14 protein-coding genes are annotated in these 14,373 nt (G+C 56.5%); 13 read left to right on the top strand and 1 reads right to left on the bottom strand.

Annotation, left to right across the window (positions count from 1 at the left end):
* Positions 1-22: 22 nt before the first annotated feature.
* The 10 genes from C1N59_RS18740 to pilM all read left to right on the top strand — a co-directional run bounded on the left by C1N59_RS18740 (position 23) and on the right by pilM (position 9,746).
* Positions 23-619: a DUF2857 domain-containing protein gene (locus tag C1N59_RS18740; RefSeq protein WP_394550065.1), complete on the top strand. Its 597-nt coding sequence runs from the start codon at positions 23-25 to the stop codon at positions 617-619.
* On the top strand, positions 619-849 hold the full coding sequence (locus C1N59_RS18735) for a ParE family toxin-like protein (RefSeq protein WP_014606862.1): 231 nt from the start codon (positions 619-621) through the stop codon (positions 847-849). The genes C1N59_RS18740 and C1N59_RS18735 overlap by 1 nt, the downstream gene beginning before the upstream one ends.
* A gap of 78 nt (positions 850-927) precedes the next feature.
* On the top strand, positions 928-2,172 hold the full coding sequence (locus C1N59_RS18730) for an STY4528 family pathogenicity island replication protein (protein WP_228225435.1): 1,245 nt from the start codon (positions 928-930) through the stop codon (positions 2,170-2,172).
* 323 nt (positions 2,173-2,495) lie between these two features.
* Complete coding sequence (locus C1N59_RS18725) at positions 2,496-3,221, top strand: PFL_4669 family integrating conjugative element protein (RefSeq protein WP_394550064.1); 726 nt, start codon at positions 2,496-2,498, stop codon at positions 3,219-3,221.
* Between the two features lie 11 nt (positions 3,222-3,232).
* Positions 3,233-5,251, top strand: coding sequence for a DNA topoisomerase III (locus C1N59_RS18720; RefSeq protein ID WP_394550063.1), 2,019 nt, complete (start codon positions 3,233-3,235; stop codon positions 5,249-5,251).
* 632 nt (positions 5,252-5,883) lie between these two features.
* Positions 5,884-6,393 carry an STY4534 family ICE replication protein gene (locus C1N59_RS18715; protein WP_164482834.1) on the top strand — a complete coding sequence of 170 codons (510 nt, stop codon included), beginning with the start codon at positions 5,884-5,886 and terminating at the stop codon, positions 6,391-6,393.
* Between the two features lie 75 nt (positions 6,394-6,468).
* Positions 6,469-7,023, top strand: coding sequence for a single-stranded DNA-binding protein (locus C1N59_RS18710; RefSeq protein ID WP_394550062.1), 555 nt, complete (start codon positions 6,469-6,471; stop codon positions 7,021-7,023).
* Positions 7,024-7,122: 99 nt separating this feature from the next.
* The gene (locus C1N59_RS18705) at positions 7,123-7,560 is read left to right on the top strand and encodes a DUF29 domain-containing protein (protein ID WP_014606856.1); all 438 of its coding nucleotides are present in this window, start codon (positions 7,123-7,125) and stop codon (positions 7,558-7,560) included.
* A gap of 445 nt (positions 7,561-8,005) precedes the next feature.
* Positions 8,006-9,301 (top strand): PFGI-1 class ICE element type IV pilus protein PilL2, encoded by a 1,296-nt coding sequence (locus C1N59_RS18700; RefSeq protein WP_394550061.1) that lies wholly within the window; start codon positions 8,006-8,008, stop codon positions 9,299-9,301.
* Position 9,302: 1 nt separating this feature from the next.
* On the top strand, positions 9,303-9,746 hold the full coding sequence (gene pilM / locus C1N59_RS18695) for a type IV pilus biogenesis protein PilM (protein ID WP_394550060.1): 444 nt from the start codon (positions 9,303-9,305) through the stop codon (positions 9,744-9,746).
* Between the two features lie 21 nt (positions 9,747-9,767).
* Here pilM and C1N59_RS18690 read toward each other — a convergent pair whose 3' ends face one another.
* Complete coding sequence (locus tag C1N59_RS18690; protein WP_394550059.1) at positions 9,768-10,736, bottom strand: IS110 family RNA-guided transposase; 969 nt, start codon at positions 10,734-10,736, stop codon at positions 9,768-9,770.
* Positions 10,737-10,922: 186 nt separating this feature from the next.
* Between C1N59_RS18690 and C1N59_RS18685 the strand changes: the two genes are divergently transcribed.
* Genes C1N59_RS18685 through pilP form a run of 3 tightly spaced genes read left to right on the top strand, consistent with a single transcriptional unit; the run spans position 10,923 to position 14,372 of the window.
* Positions 10,923-12,596 carry a PilN family type IVB pilus formation outer membrane protein gene (locus C1N59_RS18685; protein ID WP_394550058.1) on the top strand — a complete coding sequence of 558 codons (1,674 nt, stop codon included), beginning with the start codon at positions 10,923-10,925 and terminating at the stop codon, positions 12,594-12,596.
* 2 nt (positions 12,597-12,598) lie between these two features.
* Positions 12,599-13,882 (top strand): type 4b pilus protein PilO2, encoded by a 1,284-nt coding sequence (gene pilO2, locus C1N59_RS18680; RefSeq protein WP_394550057.1) that lies wholly within the window; start codon positions 12,599-12,601, stop codon positions 13,880-13,882.
* Positions 13,869-14,372 carry a type IV pilus biogenesis protein PilP gene (gene pilP / locus C1N59_RS18675; protein WP_024472211.1) on the top strand — a complete coding sequence of 168 codons (504 nt, stop codon included), beginning with the start codon at positions 13,869-13,871 and terminating at the stop codon, positions 14,370-14,372. Before pilO2 ends, pilP begins: the two co-directional genes overlap by 14 nt.
* Position 14,373: the final 1 nt, after the last annotated feature.

Below are 14,373 nucleotides of genomic sequence, written 5' to 3'. Positions count from 1 at the left end.
AGGTCTGCCCGGGAGGTGGTCTGTGAACCAAAACACCCTTTCCGGCGCGACAACCAGCATTCTGAACTCGCTGCTGATGGACATCAAAAGCGGCAACATACGTCGCTGCGAATCGCTGGGCCTGTCAGTTGAGGAAATTCGCGTGCTCAGCGGCCTCAGCCTCGACGAACTGCACTATATAGGTCAGTCGAAGGTGTCCGTCCTGGACGTCAAATTAAACCACGAGAACTTCTGGCTGATACTCAACCAGGCCCGCAACGAGCAGGCCCGTATGCTGATGATCGACCGCGCCCTTGAGCTGGGCGGCTCTATGGAGCTGATGGACAAATACTTTGGCATGTCACCTTCTGACGTGAGCAGCCGTCGCCGTCTGATGGGCATTGAGAGCCGCCAGGGCCGGACGCAGTCTCTGACCGAGGAGCAGGATGCGCTTCTCTGGAACGAGTGGAAAAACACCGGTCTTGAGTCGCCGGAATCACACAAGGCGCTTGAGGCGATGATGCTGGCGGCTGAGCTTCACAGCCTGTCGCTGACCGCCGTATGGACGAAGGTCTGCCAGTGGTGCCGGGAGACATCAAAACGGGTTTCCCCAGTACAAGCGCTGCGTAAGGAGGCCTGATGCGTTTAAGTGATTTCACCCGGCGCCAGCAGGTTTCGCCGGCAGTGCGCCGCCGGGCTCAGCAGCTGTTCCTTGCGTTCTGCAGCGGTAAAAAGGTGTTCCGGCGGCTCGCCCTAAACGGCTACCTCAAAATTGATGTCGGCCCCTACTGGCGAATGCTCAGCAAGGACGGAGGCCGGCAGTGGTGGCTGATGGACCATGAGACATATAACCGTGAAATACGCCGGTAACGGACGACCAGCGATGACCAGACAGTGCCGGGTTTATCCCGGCACTGTGCTGTCTCAGGTAAAAAAGGGGAACAAAAAATGAACATACCCGCCGACTGCATCGTGGCGCGCACGCTGTCACGTATGGAAAAAAGCCTTGAGCGCAGGGCAGTGAGCGGCGACGCCGGCCAGGAACGGAGTGGCCTGCTGTTTATGGGCAACGTCCACGACGCGTTTCCCCGCCGTTTATTTCTCGACACGCGCCTGTCACCGCTCGATAAAACTGCCTGGGTGATGATACGCCTTTATGCCCAGCAGAATGAGGGAGCAGTGTTTCCTACCTATGACGAACTGCAGGAACAGCTGGCCTCGGCACATTCGGACAAAGCTTCGCGTGAAACCGTGAGCCGCACGCTGCTGATGCTGCGGCTCACGGGTTGGATAAGCTTGTGCAAAAAGGTGCGCGATGAGTGCGGCCGGGTACGTGGCAACATCTATGCCCAGCACGATGAGCCGCTGGGCTACCGTGATGCAGAGACCTTCGACCCGGGCTGGCTGACGCTGGTTGAGCAGAGCTGCAAGAGTAAGAACAAGTCCGTGCGCATGACGGCGCTGGCCGTTGTTAACGACATACTCCAGGACAGCGGTATGCGCCACCGCCACAGCCGTCTTGCGCTGATTGAAAGCCGCCTGAATGCTCCGTCAACGCCGGGCGCCATGGTGCGGAAAAGCGGTGCGGCACGACCGGGTTCGAAAAACGAACTCAGTCAAAAAGCTGTTGAAAAATCCCTTGAAACACTGAGTTCGGAATCCGAACTCAGTCATGCGCAGGGTCTAAAATCACTGAGTACGGAATCCGAACTCAGTTTTAAATCAGGCACTTATAACAGAGTTCGAAATTCGAACCGTAACGTACGTTCTTTCACACAGAGTGTGATTAAAGAAACGTACGTTGCTGACCAGCCGGTTTTGCCAGAGGGCTTTATGGCGATGCTGAGCGGTGAAGACCGTCAGATGCTCAGCGAGCAGTTCGGTGCCCTGCCGGTGGCGGTGGCAACCGGGCTGAGTGGACTGCTGCAGGAGCAGCTGCGCAGTGGCCGCCTGGCAAACCCGGCGGGCTGGATGTTTGCCATGCTGAAACGCGCCAGGCAGGGTGAATTCCGGCCGTCTGAATACCCTGCGACGCCTTCTGCGCAGCGAAGTTCAAAAACCGTCAGGAGTGCCGTAGTCAGTTCTGGGCTGCGTTCTGAGTCAAAATTCACTGCTCCCGTTCTGCCTGAGAAACGGGCATCTGCTGAGCAGGTCGGCGCTGCTATCGCCGCTATCAGGCGACAGTTCAGTTAACGGAATTATCTATGCTGGCCAATTATTCTGCGATTTAAAAAAGTCAGTGTCATTAGGCGCAGCAGCGGTCAAATAATAGCCAGTGTTGCGGGGCGCAACAGCGGTTAAATTACAACCAGTGTTGCGGGGCGCAACAGCGGTCAAATAATAACCAGCACTTCGGGGCGCAGCAGTGGTCAAATTCAAGCAGCGCAACTGGTGCTAAAAGGTCTCAACATTTAAATAGAATAATTAGCGGATTGGAATTATGAGTTTCAGGCTGTTGTAAAACCAGATAATTCAGGACCATGTCGCCTCATCTTAACTGACGGCAGGTGACAACAATGGCTGATAAAACGGACAAACGGACGGGCGCATTGCAGTCCGAAATGACGATAGCGCTTCATACTAATTATGCAATTGGGCTCTGGCAGGGACGCAAACCTGAAAAGAATGAGTCTGATAAGCCAGGGCGACACGGGATCATCGGTATGCCTCAGTTCTTCCAGAGAGCAGGCCAGATAAATCAGGATTCGCTTAGGAATAACCCTTGGGCAGATCAGGCGATGTACCAGCTTGAAGAAAAAATAAGCTCTGCTTCTGAAGCCATGACTTCTCTGCTGGAACAGATTGATAAAGACATGAGCATGCTGCCTAAAGGTGTGTCGGTCAGCGACGTTGAATCAGCTGAGCCACTCGACATTAATGTCTTTACCCGAACCCCTCTGGGTTATCGCTGTGTATTCCTGCTCATGGGATTCGATCAGTTTGCCAAAAAGGTTTTGCAGGCATCACATTATGGTCTGATAACACGTTCTAAAAGAGACCAGTATCTGAGCGAAGGTGGCCGGCTTTTACGACAGATTTACGGTACGGTACTTTCATACCGTCATGTTGACGCCACTCGTATCGACGCCGCTGAAGATAATGAAACCTGGCGAAAAGCGTGCGAAGCGGCCGGCGAACCCGACCGCGCCGTTCTGCTCGGCGAAAAGCGCTCGGCGTTTTCTCCGCCGGTTAATGAAGCGAGCGTAAGCCTTTTGCGCCTGCGTTATAAAGCCGGTCAATAGCGGGGCCGGAGATGCGGTTATTTTTGTGCGAAAAGCCTTCTCAGGGCCGTGACCTCGCCGCTGTGCTGGGGGCGAGCCGGCGCGGTGAAGGTTTTATGACGGGAAACGGCGTGACGGTCACCTGGGCGGTAGGCCATCTGCTGGAGACCGCTCCGCCAGAGGTCTACGGCCAGCAGTACGGCAAGCCCTGGTCACTGTCCGTGCTGCCAATTCTCCCTTCAAGGTGGCAGGTTGTCGTTAAAAAGGACACGCAGGAACAGTTTAAGGTCATTGAGAAACTGCTCAGGCAGGCAGATGAGGTGGTGATTGCCACCGACGCAGATCGCGAAGGTGAAGTCATCGCCCGCGAACTGCTGGACTACTGCGGCTGGGAGGGGAAAATTCTGCGCCTGTGGTTCTCGGCCCTGGACGAGCTCAGCGTCCGGGCTGCTCTGAGCGACCTGCGTCCGGGACAGGCTTCGGTCGGGATGTACCATGCCGGGCTGGGGCGTTCACGCGCGGACTGGCTGGTCGGCATGAACCTGTCCCGGCTGTATACCCTCCGGGCGGCCGAAGCAGGTTTTGAGGGCGTGGTCTCAGTCGGTCGGGTACAGACGCCCACGCTGGCACTTGTTGTTCGTCGGGACCGTGAGATAGCCGCATTCGTGCCGAAGCCCTACTGGCAGGTTAAGGCAACGCTCAGCGCCTCAGGTGTCAGTTTTCAGGCATCATGGGTGCCTGCCGCCGTCTATGCGGATGAGGAAAAGCGCTGTATTCACCAGAATATTGCTCAGCAGGTGGCGCAGCTCTGCCGTCAGGCGGGTGTCGCCACGGTGACGGAGTACGAAACAAAACGCGAGAAAGAGGCCGCCCCGCTGGCTTTTTCACTGGGAACGCTGCAGCGGGCCTGCGGCAAGATGTGGAATATGTCGCCACAGCAGGTGCTGGACACTGCTCAGAGCCTGTATGAAAAGCATAAGGCCACAACCTATCCCCGCACAGACTGCGGCTGGCTGCCGGAATCAATGCGGGAAGAAATCCCGGCCGTGTTTGATGCCATGGCGCGGACTGACCCCTCACCTGAGTTCGCATCCCTGCTTTCACAGCTGCACAGAGGGTTTGTTTCCCGCATCTGGAACGATAAAAAAATCACGGCGCACCACGGCATTATCCCCACACGCAATGCCGTTCAGCTGTCCACCCTGACTGAGACTGAGCGTCAGATTTACCTGCTTATCCGCCGAAACTACCTGGCCCAGTTCCTGCCGCTCTGTGAGTCGGATGCGACGCGAATATCCTTTGATATCGGTGGCCAGCTGTTCCGCACAACTGGCCGCACTGAAGTCCTGAAGGGCTGGAAAGTGCTGTTTACAAAGGATGAAGAGGATAAGAATGGTAATGATGAAGAGAGCGCAGGAGCCCTTCCACCGCTCAGCAAAGGGGCACAGTGCGGCGTTACCGGCGCAGAGGTTAAGCAACTGATGACCCAGCCGCCTGCGCATTACAGCTTTGACACGCTGATTGGTGCCATGATGAACGCCGCTGCGTATGTCGCGGACATTCAGCTGCGTAAAATCCTCAAAGAAAACGCCGGGCTCGGCACTGAAGCAACGCGTGCCGGCATCATCGAGCAGCTACTCAGCCGCCGTTTCATCACGCTCAAAGGCAGTAAACTGCTGGCAACAGACCTGGGGGCAGACGTCATCGATGCACTGCCAGCGCAGCTGACCGACCCGGGTATGACTGCGCTCTGGGAGCAGGCGCTTGACGAAGTGGCTGCCGGTCGTATGAACCTCAACGACTTTCTGCAGCGTCAGACCGCCTGGACCTCGACGCTGGTCAGCCAGGGGATGCAGCAGCGCATCAGTATCCGGGTGCCGCCTTCGCCTCCGTGCCCGCTCTGCGGCAGCAAAACCGTCCTGCGCAGGAGTCCTAAAGGGGAATTTCGCAGCTGTACTCGCTACCCGGAATGCAAAGGCATTATCAGTCTTGATAGTGGCAGGCGTAAAAGCTCAGGCAGGGCTAAGTCGCCAAAAACAAAAAAGAATTAACCCGTGTTATCCGATTGCGGGCGGGTAGCGCCTTTGTTATTGTGACGCCGGCTCTGAAGCCGCACCCCGTGACTGCGGGCTCCGTCAGCATCTAATGCATGTGTTGCCGGAGTACAGTCTGACCGCCCATGCCCACACCTGAGCTTGAGACGGTAAGGTACGAAAACTCCGTGAAACCCGTGCCGGGCGCTGAACACGCCAGCGGAGCAACTGCCTCAGGCAGGTTAACAAAAGGTCGATGGTGCAGACCCCGATGGCGGTGCCGAGAGGTGCCGCTTTTTATTATCCGCGCACTGATGAATTTTTATACGTAGCCAGATTGACAAGCGCCGCGTGTACGTGAATGATAAAGAGGCTAAACGTTGTCCTTCCGACAACTGCCAATGTTCCGGTGATTTGAGAGGAACGCCTTCGGGTAATCACATGCCAATGCCATCACAACCTGAGAGATGGCGCTTTCGGGCGGTTCAAACCTGTTTAACCTTTGCAAACAGGTGCCTTTTTAAGGTCAAGGTCCACTTCACCAATACAGCCTGTCGGCAGTTATCTGCTGACCCCCTGCGGGAAACTCTCTCCCGCACGGGACTGATGTTTCTCCGCACCCTGTTTCGTTTTACTCCGGAGATAACATCATGACTGCAACTGCAAACACCCCTGCTTCAAACAACGCTGCCTCTGCTGGCTCTGCCACTACCGGCAACAACCAGAAAGAGTATTTCAACCTCAACGTCAGTGGTATCGGCTACCTCAGTTCGATTCGTCGTCTTGAGGGGCAAAAAGGTGAATTTACCTGCGCCGTTATCAATGCCCTGACTGGTCCGACTGACAGTGCATCCTATACCCGCTTCGACATTACTGTATCGGGTAAAGAAGCGACCTCCCTCATCAACCGCTGCCAGAAAGCCGTTGATGAAGAGGAAAAAGTCCTGATTGGATTTGTCCTCAGTGGCCTGAAAGCCGATGTGTTTACCCTGCAAAGCGGTGAGCACGCCGGTGAATCACGTCCCTCCCTGAAGGCTCGCCTGATAAAGGTCGAGTTCATCAAAAAGGGGCAGGACATTGTTTACAAGGCTCCTAACGCTTCCCAGACGCCAGAAACCGGTCCGGCCACTCAAAAGGCTTACGATCCGGAATCTTTCTAAGCGTCACGGACACACCGCCGGAACACATCCCGGCGGGTGTGTTCCTCTCAACCCCATTTCTAAGAGGAATTCATTATGTCCGCACGCGGCGTCAACAAAGTTATCCTGGTCGGCAACCTCGGTCAGGACCCTGATGTTCGTTACATGCCAAACGGAACTGCAGTGACCAGTCTTTCTCTGGCCACCTCAGAAACCTGGCGTGACAAACAGACCGGTGAAAACCGGGAAAAAACCGAATGGCATCGTGTCGTTTTGTTTGGAAAGCTGGCTGAAATTGCCGGTGAATACCTGCGTAAGGGTTCACAGGTCTATATCGAAGGCAAACTCAGAACACGGGAATGGCAGGATAGCGAAGGTACTAAACGCTATACGACCGAAATCGTGGTTGATGTAAACGGAACGATGCAGATGCTGGGCGGGGCTAAAAACAGCACCAACACCAGTGGAAACAATAAGCCGTCAGGCCAGCAGAGCGGATGGGGCCAGCCACAACAGCCTCAGCCTTCTCAGGCACAACAGTCGGCTCCGAGTAATCCGGCGAACGAGCCGCCAATGGACTTTGACGATGACATACCGTTCCTCGGACACGGCTATGGCGTCTGCCGTAAGGCCATTTACGCAATTTCGTAAAGGATTCATTAAGTTACACCCTCGTGGCGCCAGTTTTTTCTGGCGCTTTTTTATTCTATAATGATATTCATTAATCAGGAATGTCACTGGAGATCAACCATGAATACACGATATGAAGCCGATGTTGTTGCCTGGGCACAGGAGCAGGCGGCTTTACTGCGTGCGGGTCGTTTCTCTGAGATTGATATTGCTAATATCGCCGAGGAGATCGAAGACGTGGGCAAAAGCGAAAAGCGTGAATTAGCCAGTCGTATGGCGGTTCTGCTTGCACATCTTCTCAAATGGAAGTTCCAGCCTGGACGCCGTGGATCAAGCTGGCAACGTACCATTAAAGAGCAGCGTAAAGCTCTGGCGTTGCATATAAAAGGTACGCCGAGTCTGAAAGTGGCCCTGGCCGATCCAGACTGGATTGCGACGGTGTGGGCCGATGCTGTCTCTTCTGCCGCGCAGGAAACTCAGCTCGATGTATTTCCTGAAGACTGTATCTGGGACATGGGGCAAATCCTCTCCTTGGAATTCTATCCAGAACAGGACTGACCCTGACCGTTACTGATTAACACAGCCAGCTTATGCTGGCTTTTTTATACCGGAATGCTGTCGAAGGCCTGCTCACACTCTGTAGTCTGCCCCGCTACCGCACCTGAGAGTCAACGCCGTCAGGCCATAAAACTCGCTTTTGTGGCTTGGCGGGGTTCCCCCGCAGGGGTATGGCATATGTTAGCTTCAGACTGAGCATATAAAAAAACCGCCCGCAGGCGGTTAAATCACCCGGCACCCTGCCAGGTGTGTTCTTTGCGGAGAACATTTTCAGCCTGGCCACCTTTGGCACGGTATGCAAGCGTAAGCGGTAAATTCCCTGTACGCCTTCCTGAACCCCCTCAACTTTTTTTGTTCAGCTCCCAGTCAGAGTTTTGAATTGTCCGGTTTTACACCACAGCGAGAATAGCAATCCTGATTAAGACTATTCCTGGGGTGGAACCTGATGGCAGTACCTTCCGGACAGGCCGCTAAACGTGCCGGCATCATTGCCTGTACTTTGATGTTGGCAGGCTGTGTGAATGCAGCCGCGACAGACACCACATCGGTGTATTCCCGCAGCCGCACACCGGCCCGGTTTGATGATATCTACCTCAACCGCTCGCCTGAGGTGGTGCGCTACGATCGCTATACCCTTGTCAGCACCCGCCCTGCCGATGCGCAACTGGACCCGCTGAATCAGGTTGTCGATATCACGATGCCGGCGCAGCTGGTCAGCACGGTCGGCGAGGGATTCAGGTATCTGCTTCTGGAATCTGGTTATTCACTGTGTTCTGCAACGAGCGCTGCGTTTTCCGAACTCCTGAGCCGCCCGCTGCCCGCCGTTCAGCGCACCATCGGCCCGATGAAGCTAAGCGAAGCGCTTCAGGTTGTCGCGGGTCCCGCCTGGCGTCTGAAAGTGGACGAAGTAAACCGTGAGGTCTGCTTCGAGCTCCGTGACCAGTACCGCAGTTTTTCAGCGCCCGCTATCAGCCTTCCGGCCATTCGCCCTGCGGTCAGCACCCCGGTACCTAAGTCCTATACAGCCCCGGTTGAGCAGACTAAAGCTGTATCAGTTCCGACACCTGCATCCGGGCTTGCCAGAAACCCTTTCACCGGCGATGTGGTCACACCATCAGGGCTTAAACCGCAGAGCCTCAGCGTACCCTCGCCGGTACTGCAGCAGAGTCAGTCGTCATTAAACTCCGGAAATTTAACGGCCCATTCTCAGAAGCCAGCCTCTTTAGCTTCAGCGGGAACCGCAGCTGCTGCGCGCACCACGGCACAGCAGAATCGAACCGTCATTACTCCGACAGCCGTCAAAACCAAAACAGTACCCCTGACTACAGTGAATGCCGCACCAAAAGCCTCTGCCGTCGTGCATCAGCAGCCGTCCACGGCTGTCACACCGGCACCCGCTGCGGACAGCCGCATCGTACCCACTTATTCGACGGGCACGCCGGTAACGCCGCCTGCCACGGGTCAGACCTGGCGGGCTGAGCCGGGCACCACCCTCAAAGAAGCGCTCACCGCCTGGACGGCAAAAGCGCCCTGCGCCAATGGCGGCAACTGGGTCCTCATCTGGCCCGTCACGCTGGATTACCGCATCGATGCCCCTCTGGTGTTTCACGGCAATTTCGAGTCGGTTCTGGTGCAGGTATTTGACTTGTACCGCCACGCTGAAAAGCCACTGTTTGCCGAAGCCAACCGCATTCAGTGCCTGGTGTCCGTCAGCGACATCCCCACGCCCGGAGGGCGCTGAAATGGGTTTTGCCCTGCCGATAATCGCGCTGGCCATGTTCTTCGGGCTGATGGCCAGCGACGCCCAGCGCCGTAATTCTGACGTTGTCACGCAGTCAGTGACCGTGGCCGCGCCCGCCCGGCTTGCCACCGACATGCTGCGAACGGCAGATGCGGTAAACGACTGGCGGCATGGCCGCTCAGTGGGTGACGGACCCGTTTCGCCAGCTGCGACCGGCATGATGCCGCCCCCTGATGAGCGGATTCAGAGCGTGATCCAGAACGGCAGGCTGTGGGTCTGGGTCGCTGACACGCCGGGGGTTTATGCCGCGCTGCGTAATCAGTCGACATCCTCTGCGCTGGCGCTGACCGTTTCGGGAGGCCGTCTGCGTATGTATGACGGCACCGACATGAATCTTTCCCTTCCGTCCGGCGTGACGGAGGGGAGCATTGTTTACCTTAACTGAGCAACTGTCTTGAACAACATACTAAGAGGTAACGAAATGGTACGACTCGTCCCATTTTTCACTCTTCCGGAACATGGCATTCAGGATAGTGAGCAGTTTGCGCATGCAGGCAACGATAGCCACTTTTTTTGCTTTCCCTGCGCCGACAAGGCGGGTGTAAAACGCTTTTATAACCGGATTATGGCGGGTAGCGACCAGTGCCGACATGTAGAGTGCGGTTCTCACGCCAGCGCGCCCTCCCGAAATGGTTCGTCGTCCCCGCATCGTACCCGAGTCACGGTTTACGGGCGCCACACCGACCAGCGCACTGATTTCCCTGCGGTTGAGATGCCCCAGTTCCGGAACTTCGGCGAGAAGCGCGGCAACCGTCACTTTTCCGACACCCTGAATGGCGCAGAGCCTGTCTGCAGGATCTTTAAAATGCAGGCTGATATGCCTGTCCATTTCAGCATCAATGCGGGCCAGCTCGTCTTCAAGCGCCTGCAAAATAATACTGATACTTCTCCTGTTCTGAGGATGAGCCGGATGCAGGCGGTTACGTTCCGCAACGCTCATGGCTATCAGCTGGCGTCGGCGTACCACCATCGCTGTGAGGATCTGGCGCTCCGCATCGGGCATTTTCTTTATGAACCGGCTCTTTTCAGGATGGCGGTTAACGACCTCTGCCATCTGAGCCAGCACCCGGGCGTCAATACGGTCTGTCTTAGCCAGATACCCCATGGCGCGCGCAAAATCGCGGGCCTGCCGGGGGTTAACTACAGCAACATCAAAACCTTCAGTCTGAAGAGAGCAGACAACGGCCATTTCCAGGCCACCGGTTGCTTCCAGCAAAAGCATCGCAACGGGCTGATTAGCCAGGACCTTAATGAGTGCCTCGATACCTTCAGGATCGTTACTCACCGTGAACTGAGCCATGTCGTGATGACCGGCAACGTCCAGCGTCGCTTTAGAAACGTCAATACCGATGCAGAGCTGATTTGGCAGACCCATGATTACCCTTCCTTGTAGATACGTTATGGAGTACGGACAACTGTTCGGGCTTCAGATGAGTGGCGCAGCGTATGCGCTTACAGCTCAGTTACGGGCTTTAAACCCCTGGAGCAATCGGGCTGCATACGCTGTGCCAAACCAGACCAACCTGATTCTAACCAAATAACGACATACAAGGAGCAGCGGATGTCGCGCACCCCATTAAAACTGACGCTGCTGGCCGCTGCGGTTATGTTGTCTTCGTGCTCAGTCAGAGACGTCTCAACCATCGAAAAAGAGAATAATTCGCAGGCTGACACAACCCAGCGTGTGCTTAAGAGTCGCCAGGAGATTACTCAGCCGGCTGTGGTGTGGTCGGATAAACCATGGGTCAATCTCAGACCTATACAGCCTGTAATATCGGCACCTGACGGCGTAAAACTGCCGCCCTGTCCGGTATTTCTGAATAACCCCGAAGGGCTGACGCTGCCGCAGATAGCGAGCCGCATTAACGCCATCTGTGGATTCCGGGTTTACATCTCGCCGGAGGTGTCCGCTGCGCTGCTGCAGACGCCGGGTGGCGGCATCGTCACTTCCCAGATGAATGGCCGCCTTCCTGCGCCGGACGACAATGGTCGCGTTCCGCTGGCACAGATGGGAATGTCAGCGCAGCCGGCGGCCATGTCGTCGTCTGAGCCTCTTCTCTTCCAGGGAACACGCTTTCAGGGCGATGCGCAGGAGGCGCTTAACATCGCGGCGAGCACGCTGGGTCTGTCCGTAAGGCGCTCAGCGGGCCGCGTAGATTTTTATATTCAGGACACGCGCACCTTCCAGCTCGCCATCCTCAATACCAAAGTCAACAGCACCGCATCGATAACGTCCGGTGCAGGTACACAACTGGGTTCAGAAGGCGGCACCGGCGGCACTAAAGGCGACGTGAGTTCGAATCAGAAAACGGACTACGGCATGAACAGTGACCTGTACAACGATATCCGTAAAACTGTTGAGCAGATCCTGACGCCTAAAAGCGGCCGCTACTGGCTGTCCGACGCCACGGGCACGCTCAGCGTGACTGACACTCCGGAGGTGCTGGACCGTGTCGGTCGCTACATCGATTACCAGAATAAAGTTCTGAGCCGGCAGGTGCAGCTTAACGTGCAGATTGTCCGGGTTACCCAGACCAGTAATGTCGACAGAGGCCTGGACTGGGGCCTTATTGTGAAAAGCGTTACCGGCTTTGGCGCATCACTTGGCAGCACATTTGCCGGCGCACCAACCAATGCCGGCAGCGCCGGTATTTCAATCCTGGATACAGCAAGCGGCGGTGCAGCGAAGTTTTCCGGCTCACAGTTGATGCTGAAGGCACTGGCTCAGCAGGGCACCGTCACCATGGCGCTGAACCAGACCGACCCGACCGCCAACCTGACACCGGTGGCCTACCAGCTGTCAAAAAGCACCGGACTGCTGACCAGTTCTAACTCGACGGCCGTTGCCAATGTGGGCGTCACGTCGAGCCAGACGGTCTCCAGTATCACAACCGGCCTGTTTATGACCATGCTCCCGTTCGTTCAGGAAAACGGAGATATTCAGCTGCAGTTCGCCTTCAGCTATACCACCCCGCCTGACGTGACAAGCTTCATCAGTAAGGACGGCAATACCCGTAACGACGTGGCCAACACGGCAACCGAAGGGCTTGCCCGTAAGGTCAACCTGCGCGCCGGCCAGACGCTGGTGCTGACCGGTTCTGAACAGCAGAACGCCTCTTCTAATAAACAGGGAACGTTCACGCCTGACAACTTTATCCTGGGCGGCGGTCAGAGCGGTGCGAAAAGCCGCTCCACGCTCGTCATTATGGTTACGCCGGTTTTGCTGGGGCAATAACGATGAAAATCAAAAAGAAAGCATCACTTCATCTCAACAACGGCGTAACTGTCAGGGACAGAAAAAACCGCCGGGAATGGGTTGCCGGTATGGAATGGGAAAAGGCTTCTTCAGGCATTCAGTGGCTCCGCCACGGCGTCAGGGCTGCGGATACGCATTACCGGATTCAGGGGAGTCGCCCGCATACCATGGTGGGTAACGTTTCGCCGGGCCGGACCCGCAGTGGCGTGTATTCACTGGCCGTGGCGTTTCAGCTCTGCGAAGGCGGTAATGCCTGGGGTATATACCGGCTGAGCCGTGAGCAGGAATGCTGGGTGTTTTTTGCGGTCAGCAACGGTCACCTGTCCGTTATGGGCGACGTGATCGGCACCCGGGCTGACGTGGAGGCTGCGGCAGAAAACTTTCTGCTTTTCAATGATTCAGGTGAAATCCGCTGCGCCGCCAGGGCTGAAGACGGCACCGATGCGCTTTCCTTCACGTCACGCCTGAGCAGAACGCAGCTAAGACGCTGCCGCCTACACCGCCGCGTGGCCCCGGCCGCGCTCGCGCTTCCTTCTTTACTGCTCATTACACTGCTGGGCGCCGGCTGGTATGCCCGCGACACCCTCAGCGAACGGGCGAGACAGGCCGCCGATGAAGCCGCATTCCGTGCAAGGCTTGCCATGATGCTGGCAAAACCGGCCGCGCCAGCAACTGCGCCGCATCCCTGGGCCACTCAACTGCCGGTGCCTGTGATGCTCAGCTTCTGCTGGCTGACGCGTGAACCGCTGTACGCCTCTGTTGCCGGCTGGCGCGTTTCAGATGCGGAATGTATTCCGAAGGGCATCCGCCTGCGCTACACAGCCACGCCGGGTGCCACGGTGAGCGATTTTGCCAGACGCGTCAAAGAGTTGTTTGGTCTTGATGCGGTCTTCAACCTTCAGGAAGGCGGCAAAAACGGAGATGTATTTATCCCTGCCAGGGTTACCCCTGAGCTGTTTGAAGACGAAAAGCTGCCTGGTGCTGAGGCACTTCTGATGCGCTTCATCTCTCACCTACAGCGGCGAAACATTGATGTGAAGTTTGATGAAGTTAAGCCGCCTGTTCTCGCTCCCGGGCAGGAAATGAAAACAGCACCGCAGGACTGGCGGGAATTCACCTTCATCATCAACTCCCGCCTGCAACCCGAGCTGCTGTTTCAGGGGCTGGATGCGACGGGGATTCGTCTGACGAGCGTGGCCATCTCTATGAACGAGCAGGCGAAGTTCAATTACACCATTAAGGGGAGCGTTTATGCGCAGAAATAGCCCTGCAGTTATCTGTCTGCTGCTGTCATGGACGCTGATGCATCACGTTCAGGCAGCAGACAGCGGCTCTCTTCCACCCAACGTCACCCTGGGCGAGCTGGAATCTGCTCAGGCACAAAACCTGTTGCTCGAGCAGAGGGTGCAGACGGCGCGACTGCAGCAGCAGCTGCGTGAGAGCCTGGCGCCTGTTACCTCTGCGCCAGCGCTGTCAGCTGTTGTTCCGCCACTCTCCTCTTATCCGCAGGCAGGGCAGATGCCGTCATCATCCTCACAGGTAAAAGAGAGCAGCTCAGCAGCTCCTAAGTCTGCCGGCATCCGGCTGGTCGAGATTTACGGTAAGCCCGGCCAGCTCCGTGCCCGCCTGCTGTTGCCGAGCGGTGGTATCGCTGAAGTGGTCAAAGGCGACCCCGTCCCCGGTACGTCTAAACGCGTTACGGCCGTAACCGAAACCGTGGTGCGTCTCAGTGACGACACCGAACTTTCATTCTGAG

It is taken from the genome of Pantoea sp. SGAir0183, from assembly GCF_043545505.1.
This window is presented reverse-complemented; position numbering and strand designations above follow the sequence as displayed.

Excerpts from the sequence above, each read along its gene's own strand:
- C1N59_RS18710 (WP_394550062.1), top strand. The coding sequence starts at position 6,469 with ATGTCCGCACGCGGCGTCAACAAAGTTATCCTGGTCGGCAACCTCGGT.
- C1N59_RS18690 (WP_394550059.1), bottom strand. The coding sequence starts at position 10,736 with ATGGGTCTGCCAAATCAGCTCTGCATCGGTATTGACGTTTCTAAAGCG.
- pilO2 (WP_394550057.1), top strand. The coding sequence starts at position 12,599 with ATGAAAATCAAAAAGAAAGCATCACTTCATCTCAACAACGGCGTAACT.
- C1N59_RS18705 (WP_014606856.1), top strand. The coding sequence starts at position 7,123 with ATGAATACACGATATGAAGCCGATGTTGTTGCCTGGGCACAGGAGCAG.
- C1N59_RS18700 (WP_394550061.1), top strand. The coding sequence starts at position 8,006 with ATGGCAGTACCTTCCGGACAGGCCGCTAAACGTGCCGGCATCATTGCC.
- C1N59_RS18685 (WP_394550058.1), top strand. The coding sequence starts at position 10,923 with ATGTCGCGCACCCCATTAAAACTGACGCTGCTGGCCGCTGCGGTTATG.
- C1N59_RS18735 (WP_014606862.1), top strand. The coding sequence starts at position 619 with ATGCGTTTAAGTGATTTCACCCGGCGCCAGCAGGTTTCGCCGGCAGTG.
- pilM (WP_394550060.1), top strand. The coding sequence starts at position 9,303 with ATGGGTTTTGCCCTGCCGATAATCGCGCTGGCCATGTTCTTCGGGCTG.
- C1N59_RS18730 (WP_228225435.1), top strand. The coding sequence starts at position 928 with ATGAACATACCCGCCGACTGCATCGTGGCGCGCACGCTGTCACGTATG.
- C1N59_RS18715 (WP_164482834.1), top strand. The coding sequence starts at position 5,884 with ATGACTGCAACTGCAAACACCCCTGCTTCAAACAACGCTGCCTCTGCT.
- C1N59_RS18725 (WP_394550064.1), top strand. The coding sequence starts at position 2,496 with ATGGCTGATAAAACGGACAAACGGACGGGCGCATTGCAGTCCGAAATG.
- C1N59_RS18720 (WP_394550063.1), top strand. The coding sequence starts at position 3,233 with ATGCGGTTATTTTTGTGCGAAAAGCCTTCTCAGGGCCGTGACCTCGCC.
- pilP (WP_024472211.1), top strand. The coding sequence starts at position 13,869 with ATGCGCAGAAATAGCCCTGCAGTTATCTGTCTGCTGCTGTCATGGACG.